Raw genomic sequence first — 18,295 nt, forward strand, 5'->3', positions numbered from 1 at the left:
GATGGCCGATCCGCTTCCGCCAGAAATAGTGATCATCCGCCGTCGCAGTTCGCTTGAGAGCGGCGAGACGAAGAACAGTGTCTGGAAAATCGCCTATGCCGACTTCATGACGGCGATGATGGCATTCTTTCTGGTGATGTGGCTGATCAATGCCACCAATCAGGAAACGCGTGAGAGCGTTGCCACCTATTTCAATCCGATCAAGCTGACCGACTCAACACCGGATCGCAAGGGCATCAACGACGCCCGGAGGGTTGACCCCGGCAAGGCCGTGGAAGGCGAGAGCAAGTGGCCGCATCCGGAGCCAGGTCAGCCGACCGATGCGCTTGCGCGTCCGCAGCCTCCACAACCGCGCTATGGCGAGGCGACGTTGTTTCGCGATCCTTATGCGGTGCTGTCGGAGATTGCCGGCGGTCCTCCGCGTCCGGGACAGACCAGCGCGGCGCTCGACCCGAATCGTAAGGAAGGGCTGAAGGGCGGAGAGGCCTATCGGGACCCCTTCGATCCGATCAACTGGCCGATGGCGTCGATCTCGTCGCTCGAGAAGAAGCTGTCGGGACGCAAGGACGCTGGCAGCCTTCCATTCGGCGAGGATGTTGCTGCTGCGGCGAGCGAGGGCCAGGAGCCGCGCCCGCTCGATGCCAAGCCTGATGCCACCGGCACCCCGGGTCAGGAGATGTCGGGATCGAATTCAACTCCCGCGAAATCCGACAAGCAGGAGGCACCGAAGCCCGCCGGGTTGTTTGCCGACGATGGCGACAAGTCCAATCCGGCAGCGGGTCGCCCGCAACCGGCTCAGGCTGACAAGACCGCAGCACCGGCTGATAAATCCCAGGCGCAGCCTGACAAGGCGCCCGCCCAGGCTGAAAAGGCCCAGCCGATGGACGCCGCCAAGCTCCAGGCCGCGATCTCGGCGGCATTGGTCACCATTGGACCGGCGCGTCCGGTTGCCGAAGTGAGGGAGACTCCCGAAGGACTGCTGATCAATCTGACGGACGACGTGAATTACGGAATGTTTGCCAACGGCTCGGCCGAGCCCACGCCCGGTCTTGTTCGTGCGCTCGACAAGATCACGCCGATGATCGCGCAGAACCGTGGCCAGGTCATCGTGCGCGGTCACACCGATAGCCGCGTCTATCGCACATCGGAATATGACAATTGGCGGCTTTCGACCGCGCGTGCGCATATGGCGTATCACATGCTGGTGCGCGGCGGCCTCGACGCCGCTCGGGTCGAGCGCATCGAGGGCTATGCAGACCGCCGGCCGAAAATTCAGAACGACCCGCTTGCCGCGCAGAACCGGCGGATCGAGCTTCTGATCCGTGCTCCCGTGCTATGACCAGCGCCAGGATCATTGCAGCAACGCTTCTAGCCTGTCTTGGCAGCGCACATGCGCAGCCGGCCGACGACCAAATGCGCGAACCGTATCAGATGGTTCGTTTATTGCAGATGCTGCAAGATCAGATCGCGCGCGGCGATCTCGACGCTCACAATTCCCAACCCGCCCTGCTGAAGCGCCTGGGTGAGAATTTCCTGAAAGCCGATGCCGCCGTCTGGAAGGAGCCGCGCAATTCGCGCGCAGCTGTCACCTTCCTCCTGAGTGGCGGGTCGCCGCAAGTGGTCGCGAACCTCCGTTCCCGCAACGTGCTGAATATTGACGAGGCCATTGTCGATGGCGCTATCGCCTATGTCGAAGGGCGTACGGACGAAGCGAAGTCGAAGCTCGCGAATATCAAGCCACGTAGTCTGCCTGCGGCGCTCGGTGCGGAGATTGCGCTGGTGCAATCGGCACTGGTTGCGCAGGACGACCTGAAGGTCGCGATCGCATTGCTTGACGAGGTGCGGCTCATGATGCCGGGCACGCTGGTCGAGGAAGCGGCACTGCGTAGGGAGATTTTCATCGTCGGACAGGACGACGACTTCGACAAGTTCGAAGCCCTCGCGGTGCGTTACTTTCGCAGATATCGGCATTCCATCTATGCGGGGAATTTCCGCCAGCGCTTTGCGCTCTCTGTGGCACGCTTCAGCTTCGTGCAGCGACCCGATCGTTTTCCGCGTCTTGTCGCCGTGCTCGATCATCTCGATCGGGCGAGCCAGCGTGCGCTCTATCTTCTGATTGCAAGAACGGCATTGGTTCGCGGCAAGACCGAAATGACGGTGCTTGCCGCCGACCGTGTATTTGCATTGTCCGATGACGACGGCGCCGAGCGCGTGCGCGCGCGCCTGTACCGTGCCGCGGCACGCGTCGCCACATCGGCACACAGTACGGCAATCGCCGAGCTTGAGCAGATCGACAAGGCAAAACTGTCCGAACGTGACGTCGAACTACAAACCGCGGCGCTTGCCATTGGACTGAATGTTCGAAAGGCGCTTCCGGAGGCAAAGGCCAAGAGCGACGGAAGCAGCGAAGTGAAGACGGCCATGCGGCCGCGCATTGATTTCAGCCGCTCTCTTGCCGCCGTTGATCGCGCGCAAAAGCTGCTCGATGCGTCGCAGGAGCAACTAAAGGAGAAAACCCGATGAACAATGCCGATCTCCTGATGGCAGCGCTTCGCCAGACAGCGGCCGGAAAGGCTGGAGCGAAAGGCGGATTGAACGGCGGTGCCCATGCCAAGGACGGCAAGGAGAAGGCGGATCATTTTCGCGAGCAGCTCCGCCTGGTCTCAAAAGAGAGCAGAACAGTCACGCCGCATGTTGCCAAGGCAGCTGATGACGCGAAAATCGTTGATGCAAAGCCGATGCTCGACGCGGCATCCGTTCTTGCGGAATTGACGGGCGAGGTCGCGCAAAAGCCGAACGTCAGCGACGACCAAGCCGATGATGACGATTCAAAGGCCACGAAGGGCGAGGAGGGGGCGACAAAATCTGCCCCCTGGCGCGGACCGGACCCCGCGCTCAGCGCGGTAATGGCCAAGCTCGATCACGCACACTCACCTTTGCCAAGCGACGGCAAGGCGGCGTCTCGCATCTCGGTACCGGACGTGAAGACCGATGATGTTCCGCGCGATCCCGCGAAGCTCATTCAGGCCACAACGGCCGACGTGCCTGACGCCGATGCGGCTACTACGCAACGTTTCACGCTGACGGTCGAGACGACGGATACCAAGCCGCTTCCAGCCGCCAAGGCGGTCGTTCGTGAACAAGAGACGCATTTCGAACCGGTGCAACAGGTGACGACGTTGCAAAAGATCGTCGATCGGATGGCGACTGATCTGTCGGCCGTCGCATCGCCTGAAGGGGCTCGCGCGGCCGACGCGCCGGGGCTCGAAGCGCACAAAGCTGCGGATAGCCGGCCGGTGCGTATGATGACGCTCGAACTCGATCCGCCCAATCTCGGTTCTGTCACCGTGAAGATGCGGCTTGCCGGCGATTCCGTGGAGATTCATCTCACTGCGGATCGCTACGAAACCACCCAAATGCTGCGGCAGGAACGCGGCGCGCTCACCGACGCCATGCAGTCGGCTGGCTACACGTTCGACATCGCGGCGATCGATCATACCCGCACCCCCGACGCAAATCTGAACAACGGGCAGCAGCAACAGCAACAACAAGCGCCGTCCGATCAACGTTCTTCGCTGCCGTCGTCAGGCGGATCGCAGGCGGACGGTGGTTCTTCGGGGCGGTCGTCCGGCGATGCGCAGAGCGGCGCACGGCATAACAGGCAGGATCATGAGCAATCGCCAAGGCCGTCAGAACGGCAGCAGGACCAGAATAGCAATCGGGTTCGCAGCAGCACTGTTTATATCTAGCGCTGTAACGGACGCACGCGCCGAGGGGCCGTGCGAACGGGAGATGGCGCGCGCGGCACGCCGTCACAACGTGCCACTCGGCGTTCTCTTTGCGGTCGGTCTCAGCGAGACCGGGCGCAAGGGCGTGCTGAATCCCTATGCGCTCAATGTTGATGGCAGGACGGTGCTGGCCACCGATCTGCGCAATGCCGTTGCGCGCTTCGCCGAGGAGAAAAGCAAGGGCGCCAAATTAGTCGACCTCGGCTGCATGCAGATCAATCACCGCTATCACGGCGAGAAATTTCCCAGTGTGGAAGCGATGTTCGATCCGGCACGCAATGTCGACTACGCCGCACGATTTCTGAAAGATTTGCGTGAGCGCGAGGGCAACTGGACGATGGCCGTCGCGCGCTACAATGCCGGGCCGACCAATATTGTCGGCCAGAAACGCTACATCTGCAGCGTTATCGGCAGTCTTGTCGCGAGCGGATTCGGGTCATGGACGAGCAAGGCACGCGACTTCTGCGCGGAACGCACTGCGTCACGATGACCCTGTGGATAACCGCCAGCCTCACACAAGCAACTTCAATTCTAATACTTCACACGTGAAACGGAGGATAATCGATGAGTCTGTATGGGGTGATGCGCACAGGCGGCTCCGGCATGAACGCGCAATCGAACAAGCTGGCAACGGTCGCTGACAATATCGCGAACGTGAATACCACAGGCTACAAGCGCGCCTCGACAGAATTCTCCTCCCTTATTCTTCGCAGCGGAACTGGAAACTACAATTCCGGCAGCGTCGAGACGCAGGTTCGTTATGCGATCTCTGATCCCGGTACGATGAATTACACGACGTCCGCGACCGATTTGGCGATCCAGGGCAACGGATTTTTCGTCGTCAGCGACGCAGGAGGCACGCCTTACCTCACGCGCGCGGGCTCTTTCGTTCCGGATGGCCAGGGCAATCTCTACAATACCGGTGGCTACTATCTGATGGGCTACAACATCAAGAATGGCGCCCAGCCGAACGTCGTTGCCAACGGCCTCGGCAATCTCGAGGTCGTAAACATCGCGCAGCAGTCCTTGCTGGGAAATCCGACGACCCAGGCAGGCATCAGTAGCGCCAACCTGGATTCCAATGCTGCGATCAGCGCGGGTCCTAATGCCTACACGTCGAAGACATCGGTAATCACCTACGACAATATCGGTAATCCGGTGAAGTTGGACATGTTTATGTTCAAGACAGCCGCCAATACGTGGCGCGTGGAAGTCTACGACAGCAAAGACGCACCGGCCGGCGGTGGCCTCCCCTATACCAATCCGGCATTGGCCACTCAAACCTTCACTTTCGACGTCAGCGCGACCGGCAAGGGCCGTCTCGCTACCCCGGGCCCGACCACGATGCCTACTTTCACAATCCCAGGTGGCTCGCCCGTCACTTTCGACATGGCGAGCATGACGCAAGTCGCGGATGAGTTCCAGTTCAAGGCGACGACCAACGGCAACGCGCCGAGCGCGCTGGACCGTGTGGAAGTGAGCTCGGACGGCACCATGTATTCGATCTTCGACGACGGCACGCGGATCGCGAGTTACAAGATTCCGCTGGCGACGGTGCCGAGCCCCGACAATCTCTCGCCCGAAGTCGGGAACGTCTATTCGATCAGCACCAACTCCGGCAACATCCAGGTCGATTTCGCGGGCAATAGCGGTCTCGGTACCATCAAGCCGGAAGCGCTCGAAGCATCCAACGTCGATCTGGCCAACGAGCTTACGGCGATGATCGAGTCGCAGCGTGGCTACACCGCGAATTCCAAGGTGTTCCAGACCGGCGCGGACCTGCTCGACGTACTCGTCAACCTGAAGCGCTAGCGCGCAGCGCGGATCACTGACGGGAGTTCCCAATGTCACTTACGGTCGCACTCAATTCGGCCCGCTCGTCGCTTATGGCGTCGGGCGTCCAGTCTTCCGTCATCTCGCGCAACGTCGCCGGCCTGCATCAGGACGGCTACTCCCGCAAGAATGCTCTGATCGTTTCCCAGCCGGGCAGCGGTGTCTATGTCAGTGGTATTCAGCGGGCCGCCAGCGCCGGCTTGTTCAACAATGTCGTCAAGGCGGTATCAACCACCGCACAGCAGGATGCTCTTTATAACGGTCTGCAGAAGGTTGCGGCCGTCACCATCGACGACCCCGAGCTCGATCAGTCTGCCGCGGCGCAACTGGCCAAGCTGAAAAGCGCCCTGCAGCAATATGCATCGGCGCCGGATAACGTGACGTTCGCGAATTCCGCCGTCACGGCAGCCAAAAATGTTGCAGCATCGCTAAACGATTCGACCAACACCGTGCAGACTGTTCGCGCGGATGCCGACGCCGAAATGGCGACGTCGGTCGGGAATATCAATCAGCTTCTGGCACAATTCGAGACGGTCAATACGGCGATCATCAAGGGAACGATCTCCGGCTCCGACGTCACCGACTACCTCGATACGCGCGATAGTATTCTGTCGAAGCTGTCCCAGGAGGTCGGGATCACGTTTGCCACCCGCGCAAACAATGACATGGTTGTCTATACGGATTCGGGGGTCACGTTGTTCGAGCGTACCGCTCGCTCCGTAACCTTTGCTCCGACAAATTCCTACACGGCCGCCACAACGGGTAACGCTGTGGTCATCGATGGCGTTCCCGTTACCGGCGCTAACGCGATCATGCCGATCGGCTCCGGCAAGCTCGCCGGTCTCGCGACGCTTCGCGACGACAAGATGGTGACCTATCAGAATCAGCTCGACGAAGTTGCGCGCGCCGTGATCGAGATTTTTTCCGAGAAGGATCAGAGCGCTGCCGTTGGACCAGACCAAACCGGCCTCTTCACCTATGCCGGTGGACCCGGAATGCCAACCGCGGGCGTGATCAACGTCGGGCTCGCCGGCACGATCAAGGTCACCAATCTGGTCGATCAGGCGCTGGGTGGCAATCCGAGCCTGATTCGCGACGGTGGCATCAATGGCGCCAACTACGTTTACAATGCCGGAGGCCAAGCAGGCTTCTTCGCTCGCATTCAGGGCCTCGTCGATGGCATGGCGGCATCCCGAGCCTATGATCCGGCCGCGCTCGGCAAGCCTAGCGGCAGCCTCATCGACTTTGCCGGCTCCTCGGTGAGCTGGCTGGAATCGCAGCGCAAGAGCGTGGGCGACGACGCCACCTATAGCCAGACGCTCCTGGAGCGCAGCGCCGATGCGTTGTCGAACGTCAATGGCGTCAACATGGATGATGAGATGACCTTCATGTTGCAGGTCGAACGCACTTTCTCGGCATCGTCGAAGCTGATCTCAACGATTGACGACATGCTGAAAGAACTTCTGATGGCGGTGGGGTAATCGATATGGCTACAAATTTCATTTCATCGAACTCGATCTCGACCACCCTGCGCATCTCCGCGTCGAAAAGCCAGGTGGCGATCTCAAAGGCCACCAAGGAGGCGACGACAGGAAGGCTCGCTGACGTCGGGGGGAGCCTGGGTGCACTCACGGGTCGCGACGTGACCCTGCGTGCGGAGCTTCTCGATATGGAGAAGATCGTCGATACCAATGCGCTCGTGAGTGCCCGCCTGGACGTCACGCAGGAGCGTGTTTCGCAATTGATCGAGACGGCACAGTCCTTCCAGAAAGATCTGCTGGCGGCGCGCAATTCGGCAAATGGCGGCGTCATCATCGCGCAGCCAGCAGCGTCGAACCTCCAGTCGCTTCTCACGACGCTCAATGTGTCGATGGACGGACAGTATCTGTTCGCCGGCATCAATACGGCACAACAGCCGATGACGCCTTATCAGACCGGTTCGGCCAGCAAGACGGCGATCGATGCGGCTTTTACTGCCGCTTTTGGTTTTCCGCCCGGTGACGTGGCTGCCGTAAATATCACCCCCGCCGCCATGAATAACTTCCTCGACAATGCGTTTGCGACCGAATTCGACGATCCGGCCTGGGGAACGAACTGGTCTTCGGCATCCGATCAGGTCATGCGCAGTCGCATCTCTACGACACAAACCGTCGATTCCTCCGCCAGCGCCAATGACAAGGCATTCCGCAACCTGGCGATGGCCTACACGATGCTCAGCGGGCTTGGTCTGGAAACTCTGAATCAGAGCGCGTTCCAGGCCGTTACAGACAAGGCGCTGCTGCTCGTCGGCGGTTCGGTGTCCGACCTTGCGAGTGTCGGTGCACGCCTCGGCACCGCGCAGGAACAGACAACAAATGCAACCAGTCGTCTCAAGGTGCAGACCGACATCGTTAACAAGCAGATCAACGCGATGGAAGTGGTCGATCCGGAAGAGGCATCCGTCCGGGTCAACTCTCTGAAAAATCAGTTGGAGATGTCGCATGCGCTGACCGCGCAAATTCAGAACCTCAGCATCCTCAATTATCTCTGATAGGTGGGCTGATCTATGAAGCAACAGGTTATCGATTGAAATGACACTGGCAGGTTACGACGCGGAAATCGAGGATAGCGGCCGCGAGGCGCGATCCAGGGAACAACAAGCGCTGAATCACGGAATTAAACTACTTCAGAAAATCCAGAGCGGTGCGCTTGCTTCATCCGAAGAAACAGACGCCTTACTCTATATCCGTAATCTCTGGACTTTCTTCATACAGGATCTGTCGAATCCGCGAAACGGCCTGCCCGAGCAGTTGCGAGCGCAGCTGATTTCGATTGGTCTCTGGGTCATCAAGGAGGCCGAGCGCCTCCGGGAAGGGCAGTTGTCGGACGTGAGCGATCTCGTTGCGATCAATATCGTCATCCGGGATTCGCTGGCATGAAGAAGCCAATGTGCATATCGCTGCGATCGGGCGAGAAAATCTACATTAACGGCGCAGTTTTGCGGGTCGACCGCAAGGTGACGCTGGAACTGATCAACGACGTGACTTTCCTGCTGGAAAGCCAGGTCATGCAGGTCGCCGATGCGACAACGCCGCTTCGGCAGCTCTATTTCGTTGTGCAACTGATGTTGATGAGCCCGGGCGATATCGAACAGGCGCGCGCGGTGTTTGGGCATCAGCGCTGCGCGATCTACGCGGCGGCCGACAACAAGGAATTGTTGCAGGGCCTCGATGCGATCGAGGAGCTCGTCGAGGCTAAACGTTATTACGAGGCGTTGCGGAAGATCCGGGCTCTGTTCGAAGTCGAACAGGCGATCCTGAGCGGCGCCGACATGCTGCTGCCGGTCGTGGCCTAACCCAGGGAGAGCGAGATGATCGTCAACGGCGTAGATACCGCGAAATCCACCACAAGCACGACGACGCCGACGTCGTCGACCAACATGATCGACTACAACGGCTTCCTGCAGCTTCTGATCGCGCAGATGCGCAACCAGGATCCCACCAATCCGACCGATTCAACCGAATATATGAGTCAGCTTGCGCAGCTGTCGTCCGTCGAGCAGGCGGTTCAGACCAATACAAAGCTCGATACGCTGCTGTCGACCAGCGCGATCACCCAAGCAGAAGGGTTGATCGGCCGCACCGCTTCGTTCACGGATGAAAGCGGAACGAGCACGACCGGCAAGATCAAGGAAGTCTATATCATCCAGGGCGGTGCGGTTGCCACGCTCGAAAACGGCACGAAGGTCCAGCTCGGGCCCGGCATTACCATTAGCTGAGCCATGAACGAGCGCGACGCCCTCGATATCGCCCAGCAGGCGATCTGGACCATCATCGTTGCCGCCGGCCCGGCGGTCGGCGCCGCGATGTTCGTTGGCATCGCTATTGCCCTCCTGCAAGCACTGACCCAGGTGCAGGAAATGACGTTGACCTTCATCCCCAAGATCGTGGTGATGTTGATCGTGGTCGCCGTGACCGGCTCTTTCATGGGAGCCCATATCTTCGCCTTCACCGAAGTGCTCTACGGCCGGATCGAACGCGGCTTCTAGCCGCCATCGTCTCCACCATCTTCACGCAAGGTCGGCGCTGCACAGTGCGGCCATGATATTCGTGCGAGAATTGCCATGGCCGACGTAATGATTTCAGCCCTGCCGGCCGAACGGCGGGCCGGTACGGACGTCGCCTTTGCATTCGGCATCGTCACCATTCTGGTGATGCTGGTTCTGCCGGTTCCGACGATCCTGATCGACCTCGGCCTGGCCTTCTCGATCGCGTTGTCCGCGTTGATCCTGATGGTGTCGCTGTGGATTCAGCGGCCACTGGATTTCTCGGCATTTCCCACCGTGCTGCTGATCGCCACCATCCTGCGATTGGCGCTGAACGTGGCGACCACGCGCGTGATCTTGTCGCATGGCGGTGAGGGAGAGCACGCCGCGGGCTACGTCGTCGCCGGTTTCGCCAAATTCGTGATGGGTGGCGACTTCGTCATCGGCCTCATCATCTTTGCGATTCTCGTCACCGTGAATTTCGTGGTGATCACCAAAGGTGCGACGCGTATCGCCGAAGTCGGCGCCCGATTTTCGCTTGACGCCATTCCCGGCAAGCAGATGGCGATCGACGCCGACCTGTCGGCTGGTCTGATCGATGACAAGGAAGCGCAGCGTCGGCGCCACGAGCTGGAGGAAGAGAGCTCGTTCTTCGGTGCCATGGACGGCGCCTCGAAATTCGTGCGCGGTGACGCCATCGCCGGCCTGATTATCACTGCCATCAACATCTTTGGCGGCATCATCATCGGCGTCACTCATCATGGCATGGAGCTGTCACGCGCCGCTGACGTCTTCACCAAGCTTTCGGTTGGTGACGGTCTGGTTTCGCAGATCCCCGCGCTGATCGTGTCGCTCTCGGCCGGCCTGCTCGTCTCCAAGGGCGGCACGCGCGGCTCTGCCGAGCAGATGGTGCTGAAACAGCTCGGCAAGTATCCGCGCGCCCAGTCAGTTGCCGCGATGATGATGTTCGCGCTCGGTCTGCTTCCCGGCCTGCCATTCCTGCCCTTCGCGCTGCTTGGCAGCGCCATGGCCTTCATGAGCTTTACGCTGCCGCGCCAGCAGGCCGCCCGCGCGAAGGTCGAGCAGGCTCGCATCGCGCAGGTTCAGGAGAAAGCGCAGATCGAGAACCGGGATTCCGTCAAGGAATTGCTCAAGACCTCCGATGTCGAGCTCTGCGTCGGTAGCCAGCTTGCGATCCAGATGCTGAATGCCCACGGCGAACTGGCGCATCGCGTCGCCAAGGTTCGGCGGCGTTTCGCTGCCCAATATGGCTTCGTCATTCCGGAGATCAAGCTGACCGACGACCTCTCCATCGGACCGAAGTCATATCGTATCAAGATATACGGCACCGTCGTGGCCCATCACGAATTACGCATTGGCGAGTCCCTTGTGTTATTTGACGGCGACCGGAAGCCCGATGTTCCGGGTGACGAGACGATCGAGCCCGCTTTCGGCATGAAGGCGATGTGGGTTCCCGAGACGTTTATCGACGAGGTTAAACAGGATGGCTTCAAGATCGCGGACAACATCTCGGTGCTGCTCACGCATCTCAGCGAGGTCGTCCGCAACAATCTGGCCCAGCTCCTTACCTATAAGGACACCCGCGCACTGATCGAACGGCTCGATCCCGAATACAAGCGGCTGATCGAGGATATGGTGCCATCGCAGATTTCCTATTCAGGACTGCAGGCGGTGTTCAAGCTTCTGCTGGCAGAGCGTATCTCGATCCGCAATCTGCATCTCATTCTGGAAGCCATCGCCGAGATCGCGCCGCATGTGCGTCGGTCCGAGCATGTGGCCGAGCATGTACGGATGCGCATTGCGCAGCAGATCTGCGGCGATTTCGCCGACAACGGCGTGCTCAAGGTGCTCCGCCTCGGCAATCGCTGGGATCTCGCCTTCCATCAGAGCATCAAGCGCGACGGTAAGGGCGAGATCGTGGAATTCGACGCCGATCCGCGGCTGGTCGAGCAATTTGCGGATGACGTGTCGGTTGCGGTCCGCAAGGCGGCTGCCAATGGCGACACTGCGGTGTTGGTGGCGCCGCCCGATGTCCGCCCCTATGTGCGCATGATCACCGAACGTATGTTCCCCACGCTGCCGGTGCTGTCGCATGTGGAGATCGCGCGGGGGGCCGAGGTGATGTCGCTCGGAGCTGTATCTTGATCGCAAGCAGCTCCGTCTCCATCCTGGCCACGTTCCTGATCTTTTGCCGCATCGGGACTTGCATGATGGTGGCGCCGGGTTATTCCCGCGTGAATATCCCGACGCAGATCCGGTTGTTTCTCGCCATCAGCGTCACCCTGATGCTCACACCTCTGCTCGAGTCCACGGTCCGGCCGGCCGTGGAGGTGGCGACAGCGCCGGATCTCCTCCGCCTGATCATGTCCGAACTGATGGTCGGCCTGGTCATTGGGCTCACCGCGCGGATGTTCTTCGCGGCTCTGGAAACGATGGCCACATTCGTCGCGTCGGGGATCGGTCTGACCCTCCCGGGTGTCGCCGACGACGGCGAGCATGTCCCGGCGCTGGTGCCGCTGATCACGCTGACTGCGACGGTGGTCTTCTTTGTAACCGACCAGCACTGGGAATTGTTGCGCGGTCTGGTCGGCTCCTACCAGATCTGGCTGCCCGCGACCGGGATCAGCGCCGAGGGCGGGTTGACGCAGCTCGTCGATCACCTTTCCCAGGCTTTTACGCTGGCGCTTCGGGTCGCCAGTCCGTTCGTCATCTATGCCGTCATCGTCAATTTCGCGGTCGGCCTTGCCAACAAGCTGACGCCGAGCATTCCCGTCTACTTTATCTCGATGCCCTTTGTGCTCACCGGGGGGCTATTGCTGCTTTATTTCACGGGGCGCGAAATGGTGCTGCAATTCAGCATCGCCTTCTCGTCCTGGCTGTCGGGGTGACGAGCAGTGCAGAAGCGCGACCGCAAGATTCGTCGTATCGCCGCCGTGCAGGCCAGGCTGCATCGGATTGCCGAGTGGCAGCTGATGGAATGTCAGGCGCGGGAAAACCAGCTCGAGGAAAAGCAGCGCGTCATTCTCGAAGGTTTCAATGACGAGAGCAAGCTTCCGGACCTCGCCGTGCAGACGGCGAGCCAGAGTTTGCGCGCCGCCAGCATCGAGCAAGGCGTCGTAGCCAAGGCCAGGGAAAGACTGGCGGCGCATGCGCGCGACGAAGGCCGCAAGCTGAAACATGCGCTGAAAATGGTGAAGTCGGCGGTCGGACGCACGGTTCGGGCCGACGAAAAGCGGGTTCTGGACGACGAAATCGACAAGGCCGTACGGCGGTCGATCGAGGGAGCATAGGCCGATGGGAATTCTGACAGTTGCGCAGGGTGTGTCATGACAGTTGCCCCGGTATCGAACGATCTGATCGCGGATGTCATGAAGGCGGCGGATCCGGCCGCTCAACGTGTCGCGGCAACGAGGCTTGAGCGTATGGCGCCGGCGAGCGAGGCGAACTTCGCATCTGCGGTCGCCGACGAGTTTGCTGCAGGGCAGGCCGCCCAGAGCGCGAAGTCTGCCCCCGTCAGCGGCGGAGAGATCGCGTCAACGCCGATCATCCGGAAGGCTGAGGGAAGCAATCCGACTTATCGCAAGTTCGAAGCTTTCGTGCTGCAGATGTTCGTGGAAACGATGCTGCCGAAGGATGCGGAGGACGTATTCGGCAAGGGTACCGCGGGCAATATCTGGCGTTCGATGCTCGCCGAGCAGATCGGCAATGAAATGGCCAAGGGCAACGGCGTCGGCATCGCCAAGCAACTGGCAAAATCGCGCCCGACATCGGCTCCCACTTCCGAAGGCTAACGGCCGATTCCGGCCATGACAGTAGAGATCGACATGGAACAGATCGAACAGCAGACCTCAATCATCATCGTCGAGGCGCAGGCTCTGGCTTTGCCTGAGAATGACCTTCCGGAATCGGCTGCGCAGGAAACCCCGATTTTCGGCGAGGCGGACGATGTGCCTGGCCAATGGCTCGGCACCCAAAGCAGCGCGCTGACCGCGATCGATCGGCTGAAAGCGACCATCGACGAGGAGACGGAGAAGCTTGAGGTTCGCGCGGTAGTGGATTTCGACGGCTTCAGCCAGCGCAAGAACCGTGGTCTGCTCGAGCTGACTCGGGCAATGCGGCTGACTCAGGACATCAAGAATGATCCGCGCGTCACGCCGCAACTCACGCTGTTGCGCGCCAGCCTGATCCGTAATCAAGCTGCGTTGCAGATCCATCTCGATGCAGTGCGTGAGGTCTCGGCCATCATCGCGCGTTCGATCCAGGAGGTTGAATCGGACGGCACCTACTCACTGGCGATCGCAGGCAAGCGCAAATGATGAAGCTGCTGATCACGGGCATTTGGGCCTGCCTCGTCACTGTGGGTACCAGTTTCGGGATCTCCTACTGGAAGGAGACTGCGGCCGCATTGCCCGCGAAGCAGGACCAACCTGAAGGGCTGGTTTATGAAAAGGTCAAGGTGATCAATGTGCCGATGATCGCCGACGGTAGCGTTCAGGGCTATATTGTCACCCAGCTCGTCTTCACTGCTAACGCCAAAGTCCTGCGTCAGCTGCCGGTGCCGCCGGAGCCGTTCGTCGTCGATGAAGCATTCCGTATGATCTATGGCGACCAGAAGCTCGATTTCAAGAATCTCGGTCGTTACGACCTCACACAATTCGCGCAGACGGTGCGCGCACAGGTCAACAAGCGTCTGCAGACGGAGGCGCTGCAGGAAGTTCTGGTGCAGGATTTCAACTATGTGTCGAAGGATCAGATTCGCCGCTGAGACTACAGCGAGTGGTCATCGCTGTGGTACGGTGATACTCGATGATCTGGCGTGGTGGATGTGTGGTACTTCTTGTTGCACGAGAAGCTCTGTGTCTTGCACAGCAATTCGAGGAGGCGGTGGACGCCAACGCCGTGGTCGGCGTCCTCTTGCGCGTAAGGCGTGAGCCTTAGTTCGCCTTTGAAACAGGCGCTTCGTTAGCGGGACGAGACTTCAGATCGTCCAACCGGTAACCCATGTAACGCTTCGATTCGATCGGGTCGAAGCCGAGATGATCACGTAGCTTCTTGCGCAGCTTGCTCACATGGCTTTCGATCACATTCTCATCGAAGCTGGCATCGAACAGACCGTAGATGGCGTTGAAGAGCTGGGTCTTCGTCAGCCATTTGCCTTGATGCCCGACCAGGTGTTCGAGAATGCGTAGTTCGCGTCGTGGCAGAATCAAAGTGCGACCGGCGACCTCCGGGTCGCGGCCATCGAGAAAGACACGAATCACGCTCGTTTGTGCCGGTTCATGCTGATCGATGGTACGGCGGCGAATAACTGCCGTTCGTGCCATGATCTCGCGGACGTGAACCGGTGCGTGAACGACGTCATCCACGCCAGCTTCGAATAACTCAATAGTCTGCTTGAGGTGCTTCAGGCTGTTGAGCGCAATGATCGGCGCCCGTGACCTGTTGCGGATACTGGATGGGATACTCGTCCGATCAGGACAATCGCCCAGCAGAAAGGCCCGAATGACAGTTAAATCATTACCAACGGCACATTCCAGCCAATCGCGAAAGTCTGTAGAAGTGAAGCCAATCGATACAACCCCTTCGCGATCAAACCCGGCCGCATAGCCTTGTGTGACGCCCTCTCGGTCATCGATTACAACAAACATTTTAATCCCCTGCGTGTTTCGCCTTGATATCGTTATGGGGTCGAATTAGGCGCACTCGCCCCATTTTTGTCTTGAAGACGCAACACAACAGTTACTTGAGCGGATGGATGGGCCTTTGAGCGGTGTGCTGACTTGCAATGGGGAGCCCGGTCGCTTTTACGGGATACCCAGTGCAGTGATGCGGTCAGCTCATGTTCTCCGGCTTGCATTCATCCGTAGTTTCAGAGAGCTCCCTCTCGCTATGTGAACACGACATGACATCTCATGGTCGTGCACGGTCGGTGGCAGAACCGAACCAGCGCTAGTGTCAAAACGGGGGAAGTGGCCGATCGCGTGCCGTATCGTCGATATCTGGCGCTTTGATCGGCTGGACTTGCCCGAGTTGTCACACACGCGAATCGGCATACTGATCATCAAGATGATACCGCATCATCAAGTAGTCGAGGTGCACAAATTTGCAAAGAGTCGTGCTTGCAAACCATGCAGTTGAAGCAAACTAACAAGTGGATAATTCATAAGGTGCGACGATTTTGTCGGACCCTTTTTGCACCCAACTATCTCACAGCGTGCCGGCATAGATGCAATCGCGACTGCGCTGGTTTGAACCAGTGCAGTACCACACGGCAAAACGCGTTGATTGTCGTGCGCGGGCATATGGAGCGAAAGTCTTTTCGTCATGTGCGGGGCAGCAACATGCGATTACGTAGGCCCGATATCAGCCGGCATCGGCCAATACTGATATCCACTCTCAAGAGCGTGCCATATAGGGCACTCGGATCGCTCGATGCGAATCCGAAGCTGCCGATCTTGTCGGCGTCGTCCTGGGTAGTCATCCAGCGTGTCACGAGCATCCTGCCTGTGCGTGGCCGTTAGTATCAATCAGTCAGATCGAGGCATCAATTCAGCGACCTGAAAGGATGACGCCTCTGCTGGTCAGAACCTGCCAGCGGTTGTTTTCGTTCTTGATTTCCTGGATTCGCCCGAGAGCAGGGACATCCTGCCCCGGCACGACCTCAATCACACCGGTCTTTCCCTCAAGCACCGCGACGCCATCATAGGCGCGGCGCACGTGCCAACCGGGAATAACTTCGCGTGACGTACTTGCCGGCCGTTGCGCCTGAGACTGCACCGTGCCGGTGATATCGGGAGTATTCGCCAGAGTGGCCGCGACCTGTATCGCTTGCGTTTTCTCGTCAGCAATGCGTGCAAATTTCGCAGCCAGGGCCGCCTGTTCACGCTCGGCGCGATCTTGTGCGCGGCTTGCCTGTTCGGCGGCCTGCGTACGGGCAGCTTCAACGGCAGCGCGACTGCTAGCCACGTCGCCGGTAATCTCCGCAACTTGCCGTCGCAGCTGCGTGACGGAATCGCGAATGCTGCGAAGATCTGCATCAGATACGGCTGAAGATGTCATCGGCCGCAGGAACAGATAGGCAATCGCGCCAGCGGAAACGAGCGTTGACAGGCCGACGACCATTGCCAGGGAGAAGAACGGAGCTTTCCATGCCGGCGATTGTAACGGTCTTGCGACAATACGGGCCGGCGGCACAGTGAAGCGCACCTTTGCCTTGATTGGCTCTTCGCGGGTGGAAATGCGAGCGCGTTGCATATTTGCGCGCGCTTCGCTGGCGAGAAGCTCGTCGATCGCGGCGGCAGCAGCAATATGAGGTCTTGGCGTGGAGTGTGAATTCGGTGATTGCTCACGAAACAGGCTGCCGTTTTCCACAGCGCTTGACCGTGAATCCGACGGTATCTTGGACATCGTCATGCTGATCTTTGCATTGGTCATGACTGTCTGCAGTGGCAATCAAATCGTACGAGCGGCGTAACAAGCGAAGCTTGCGCGAAGCCGTCGAGATAGATGTGTGCGCTAACGATCAACCGACGGTCGATCTCCATCGCGCGACGATGCAGATCGTTTGAACGATGATCGGGTGCTGTCCGCGCCGATATATCGTGCACAAGAGCGCATAGTGGTTGTGTAGTTATTGGTGTGGTCTTCGTGTGGTCACCAACTGCTAGCCGGTCATCTCTCGACCGTCACGGGGCGGCGATTTGGTCGAAGAATGGAAAATGGCGCAGGCACGATCAACGAGATGCGAGACAATCAAATCAAAGTCGACCCAAAGAATATTGAAATTGATTCGTAAAAATATAAATGATTCGAGCTGCCTCACTCCAAAGTCTATCAGATCAAATCGGTAAATCCGCGCATTGAGTTAAATGCCGTAAATCTTGATAATAGATCGATAGGGGCTATTCATCGGTTGATGAAGTGGCGTTTTAAGAAACCGACACTATTGCCGTGGCCATGGATATCGATCTCAAAAGCCTTCGCGATTACGTGAAATTGTTGAAAGCCGAGCGGCAGGATTCGCCGATCGGCAAGATCAAATCTGGCGCGACTGAAATTATTCGAAAGAACCTTCGGGAATTGGAACGGATGCACCGTGAAGACGGCGCGACGTGGACCGAGATTGCTGCGGGTCTTGCTGCGCAGGGCGTTACCCAGGGTGATGGCCAACCCATCACTGGCCGTCGCCTTACAGCTCTGATGCATAATATCAGGGTGCAGGAAGAACGGAGTCTCGCCCGGGGAAAGGCGCTTGGTGATGCGTCTGATCAGGAGCCGCCCGAGCCACAAGGCACTGCCGACTGAGTCACGTTGCGAATTGTCAAATTCGATCCATTCAAAATGAGTCCCTTGTTGACGACTTTCTGTCACCAAGGTCGTTGGGATCGATTTGAAAGAGGACCGGCATGGTGCTCCCGCCGCATTGCGGTATGGGCTCTGTTCTTTGGCATTCGCTCGACGTTGATTGTCTTGCCCGGCGCACGTCCTTCGGCGCCGACCGTTCGGTTATCTGACGTGCTGACGCTCGGCCTTGTCCACCTGATACGTGATCAGCTTCATGACCAGCCAGGTCTGGATCCAGTCCGCCGCGCGCTCAGGATGTTATGCTTCATCCTGTCCTGTAGAGGAT

At 59.1% G+C, this 18,295-nt stretch carries 20 protein-coding genes; 18 read left to right on the forward strand and 2 right to left on the reverse strand.

What is annotated here, in order from left to right:
• The first annotated feature begins 1 nt into the window (after nucleotide 1).
• The 17 genes from AB8A38_RS20705 to AB8A38_RS20785 all read left to right on the forward strand — a co-directional run bounded on the left by AB8A38_RS20705 (nucleotide 2) and on the right by AB8A38_RS20785 (nucleotide 14,431).
• Complete coding sequence (locus tag AB8A38_RS20705) at nucleotides 2–1,339, forward strand: MotB family protein (RefSeq protein WP_315839759.1); 1,338 nt, start codon at nucleotides 2–4, stop codon at nucleotides 1,337–1,339.
• Entirely contained in the window at nucleotides 1,336–2,523 is a 1,188-nt protein-coding gene (locus AB8A38_RS20710; RefSeq protein WP_439087239.1) for a chemotaxis protein, read from the forward strand. Before AB8A38_RS20705 ends, AB8A38_RS20710 begins: the two co-directional genes overlap by 4 nt.
• Nucleotides 2,520–3,749, forward strand: coding sequence for a flagellar hook-length control protein FliK (locus AB8A38_RS20715; protein ID WP_439087240.1), 1,230 nt, complete (start codon nucleotides 2,520–2,522; stop codon nucleotides 3,747–3,749). Before AB8A38_RS20710 ends, AB8A38_RS20715 begins: the two co-directional genes overlap by 4 nt.
• A 43-nt stretch (nucleotides 3,750–3,792) precedes the next feature.
• Complete coding sequence (locus AB8A38_RS20720; protein ID WP_315839757.1) at nucleotides 3,793–4,278, forward strand: transglycosylase SLT domain-containing protein; 486 nt, start codon at nucleotides 3,793–3,795, stop codon at nucleotides 4,276–4,278.
• Nucleotides 4,279–4,352: 74 nt separating this feature from the next.
• The gene (locus AB8A38_RS20725; RefSeq protein ID WP_439087241.1) at nucleotides 4,353–5,600 is read left to right on the forward strand and encodes a flagellar hook protein FlgE; all 1,248 of its coding nucleotides are present in this window, start codon (nucleotides 4,353–4,355) and stop codon (nucleotides 5,598–5,600) included.
• 32 nt (nucleotides 5,601–5,632) lie between these two features.
• Nucleotides 5,633–7,102, forward strand: coding sequence for a flagellar hook-associated protein FlgK (flgK, locus tag AB8A38_RS20730; RefSeq protein WP_439087242.1), 1,470 nt, complete (start codon nucleotides 5,633–5,635; stop codon nucleotides 7,100–7,102).
• Nucleotides 7,103–7,107: 5 nt separating this feature from the next.
• A complete protein-coding gene (locus tag AB8A38_RS20735; protein WP_089263446.1) occupies nucleotides 7,108–8,151 on the forward strand; it encodes a flagellar hook-associated family protein in 1,044 nt (347 codons plus the stop codon).
• 40 nt (nucleotides 8,152–8,191) lie between these two features.
• Complete coding sequence (flaF, locus tag AB8A38_RS20740) at nucleotides 8,192–8,539, forward strand: flagellar biosynthesis regulator FlaF (RefSeq protein ID WP_068729866.1); 348 nt, start codon at nucleotides 8,192–8,194, stop codon at nucleotides 8,537–8,539.
• A gap of 8 nt (nucleotides 8,540–8,547) precedes the next feature.
• Nucleotides 8,548–8,955, forward strand: a complete 408-nt coding sequence (flbT, locus tag AB8A38_RS20745; protein WP_315844274.1) for a flagellar biosynthesis repressor FlbT — start codon at nucleotides 8,548–8,550, stop codon at nucleotides 8,953–8,955.
• 15 nt (nucleotides 8,956–8,970) lie between these two features.
• Nucleotides 8,971–9,378 (forward strand): flagellar hook assembly protein FlgD, encoded by a 408-nt coding sequence (gene flgD, locus AB8A38_RS20750; RefSeq protein WP_439087243.1) that lies wholly within the window; start codon nucleotides 8,971–8,973, stop codon nucleotides 9,376–9,378.
• A 3-nt stretch (nucleotides 9,379–9,381) separates the two neighbouring features.
• Complete coding sequence (gene fliQ / locus AB8A38_RS20755) at nucleotides 9,382–9,648, forward strand: flagellar biosynthesis protein FliQ (protein ID WP_116659873.1); 267 nt, start codon at nucleotides 9,382–9,384, stop codon at nucleotides 9,646–9,648.
• Nucleotides 9,649–9,723: 75 nt separating this feature from the next.
• Nucleotides 9,724–11,811, forward strand: a complete 2,088-nt coding sequence (gene flhA / locus AB8A38_RS20760; protein ID WP_315839753.1) for a flagellar biosynthesis protein FlhA — start codon at nucleotides 9,724–9,726, stop codon at nucleotides 11,809–11,811.
• Nucleotides 11,808–12,554 carry a flagellar biosynthesis protein FliR gene (gene fliR / locus AB8A38_RS20765; RefSeq protein WP_439087244.1) on the forward strand — a complete coding sequence of 249 codons (747 nt, stop codon included), beginning with the start codon at nucleotides 11,808–11,810 and terminating at the stop codon, nucleotides 12,552–12,554. Before flhA ends, fliR begins: the two co-directional genes overlap by 4 nt.
• Before the next feature lie 6 nt (nucleotides 12,555–12,560).
• Nucleotides 12,561–12,956: a hypothetical protein gene (locus AB8A38_RS20770; protein ID WP_315839751.1), complete on the forward strand. Its 396-nt coding sequence runs from the start codon at nucleotides 12,561–12,563 to the stop codon at nucleotides 12,954–12,956.
• Nucleotides 12,957–12,992: 36 nt separating this feature from the next.
• Nucleotides 12,993–13,457 (forward strand): rod-binding protein, encoded by a 465-nt coding sequence (locus tag AB8A38_RS20775; protein ID WP_315839750.1) that lies wholly within the window; start codon nucleotides 12,993–12,995, stop codon nucleotides 13,455–13,457.
• Between the two features lie 33 nt (nucleotides 13,458–13,490).
• Complete coding sequence (locus tag AB8A38_RS20780) at nucleotides 13,491–13,982, forward strand: hypothetical protein (protein WP_439087245.1); 492 nt, start codon at nucleotides 13,491–13,493, stop codon at nucleotides 13,980–13,982.
• The gene (locus tag AB8A38_RS20785; RefSeq protein ID WP_089263453.1) at nucleotides 13,979–14,431 is read left to right on the forward strand and encodes a hypothetical protein; all 453 of its coding nucleotides are present in this window, start codon (nucleotides 13,979–13,981) and stop codon (nucleotides 14,429–14,431) included. The genes AB8A38_RS20780 and AB8A38_RS20785 overlap by 4 nt, the downstream gene beginning before the upstream one ends.
• 169 nt (nucleotides 14,432–14,600) lie before the next feature.
• Here AB8A38_RS20785 and AB8A38_RS20790 read toward each other — a convergent pair whose 3' ends face one another.
• Both AB8A38_RS20790 and AB8A38_RS20795 read right to left on the reverse strand, forming a co-directional pair.
• On the reverse strand, nucleotides 14,601–15,314 hold the full coding sequence (locus AB8A38_RS20790) for a response regulator transcription factor (RefSeq protein ID WP_089263454.1): 714 nt from the start codon (nucleotides 15,312–15,314) through the stop codon (nucleotides 14,601–14,603).
• Nucleotides 15,315–16,215: 901 nt separating this feature from the next.
• Nucleotides 16,216–17,100, reverse strand: coding sequence for a hypothetical protein (locus AB8A38_RS20795; protein ID WP_315839748.1), 885 nt, complete (start codon nucleotides 17,098–17,100; stop codon nucleotides 16,216–16,218).
• A gap of 522 nt (nucleotides 17,101–17,622) precedes the next feature.
• Between AB8A38_RS20795 and AB8A38_RS20800 the strand changes: the two genes are divergently transcribed.
• Entirely contained in the window at nucleotides 17,623–17,970 is a 348-nt protein-coding gene (locus AB8A38_RS20800; RefSeq protein WP_315839747.1) for a hypothetical protein, read from the forward strand.
• The last annotated feature ends 325 nt before the right edge of the window (nucleotides 17,971–18,295 follow it).

The sequence above is a fragment of the Tardiphaga sp. 839_C3_N1_4 genome, from assembly GCF_051811045.1.
Classification (GTDB): Bacteria; Pseudomonadota; Alphaproteobacteria; order Rhizobiales; family Xanthobacteraceae; genus Tardiphaga.

Bases quoted from the DNA above. Each gene is read 5' to 3' on its own strand.
- flhA (WP_315839753.1), top strand. From the start codon at position 9,724: ATGGCCGACGTAATGATTTCAGCCCTGCCGGCCGAACGGCGGGCCGGT.
- fliQ (WP_116659873.1), top strand. From the start codon at position 9,382: ATGAACGAGCGCGACGCCCTCGATATCGCCCAGCAGGCGATCTGGACC.
- flaF (WP_068729866.1), top strand. From the start codon at position 8,192: ATGACACTGGCAGGTTACGACGCGGAAATCGAGGATAGCGGCCGCGAG.
- AB8A38_RS20800 (WP_315839747.1), top strand. From the start codon at position 17,623: ATGGATATCGATCTCAAAAGCCTTCGCGATTACGTGAAATTGTTGAAA.
- flgD (WP_439087243.1), top strand. From the start codon at position 8,971: ATGATCGTCAACGGCGTAGATACCGCGAAATCCACCACAAGCACGACG.
- AB8A38_RS20705 (WP_315839759.1), top strand. From the start codon at position 2: ATGGCCGATCCGCTTCCGCCAGAAATAGTGATCATCCGCCGTCGCAGT.
- AB8A38_RS20775 (WP_315839750.1), top strand. From the start codon at position 12,993: ATGACAGTTGCCCCGGTATCGAACGATCTGATCGCGGATGTCATGAAG.
- AB8A38_RS20715 (WP_439087240.1), top strand. From the start codon at position 2,520: ATGAACAATGCCGATCTCCTGATGGCAGCGCTTCGCCAGACAGCGGCC.
- AB8A38_RS20735 (WP_089263446.1), top strand. From the start codon at position 7,108: ATGGCTACAAATTTCATTTCATCGAACTCGATCTCGACCACCCTGCGC.
- AB8A38_RS20780 (WP_439087245.1), top strand. From the start codon at position 13,491: ATGGAACAGATCGAACAGCAGACCTCAATCATCATCGTCGAGGCGCAG.
- AB8A38_RS20795 (WP_315839748.1), bottom strand. From the start codon at position 17,100: ATGACCAATGCAAAGATCAGCATGACGATGTCCAAGATACCGTCGGAT.
- AB8A38_RS20790 (WP_089263454.1), bottom strand. From the start codon at position 15,314: ATGTTTGTTGTAATCGATGACCGAGAGGGCGTCACACAAGGCTATGCG.
- AB8A38_RS20720 (WP_315839757.1), top strand. From the start codon at position 3,793: ATGGCGCGCGCGGCACGCCGTCACAACGTGCCACTCGGCGTTCTCTTT.
- AB8A38_RS20725 (WP_439087241.1), top strand. From the start codon at position 4,353: ATGAGTCTGTATGGGGTGATGCGCACAGGCGGCTCCGGCATGAACGCG.
- AB8A38_RS20785 (WP_089263453.1), top strand. From the start codon at position 13,979: ATGATGAAGCTGCTGATCACGGGCATTTGGGCCTGCCTCGTCACTGTG.
- flbT (WP_315844274.1), top strand. From the start codon at position 8,548: ATGTGCATATCGCTGCGATCGGGCGAGAAAATCTACATTAACGGCGCA.
- flgK (WP_439087242.1), top strand. From the start codon at position 5,633: ATGTCACTTACGGTCGCACTCAATTCGGCCCGCTCGTCGCTTATGGCG.
- AB8A38_RS20710 (WP_439087239.1), top strand. From the start codon at position 1,336: ATGACCAGCGCCAGGATCATTGCAGCAACGCTTCTAGCCTGTCTTGGC.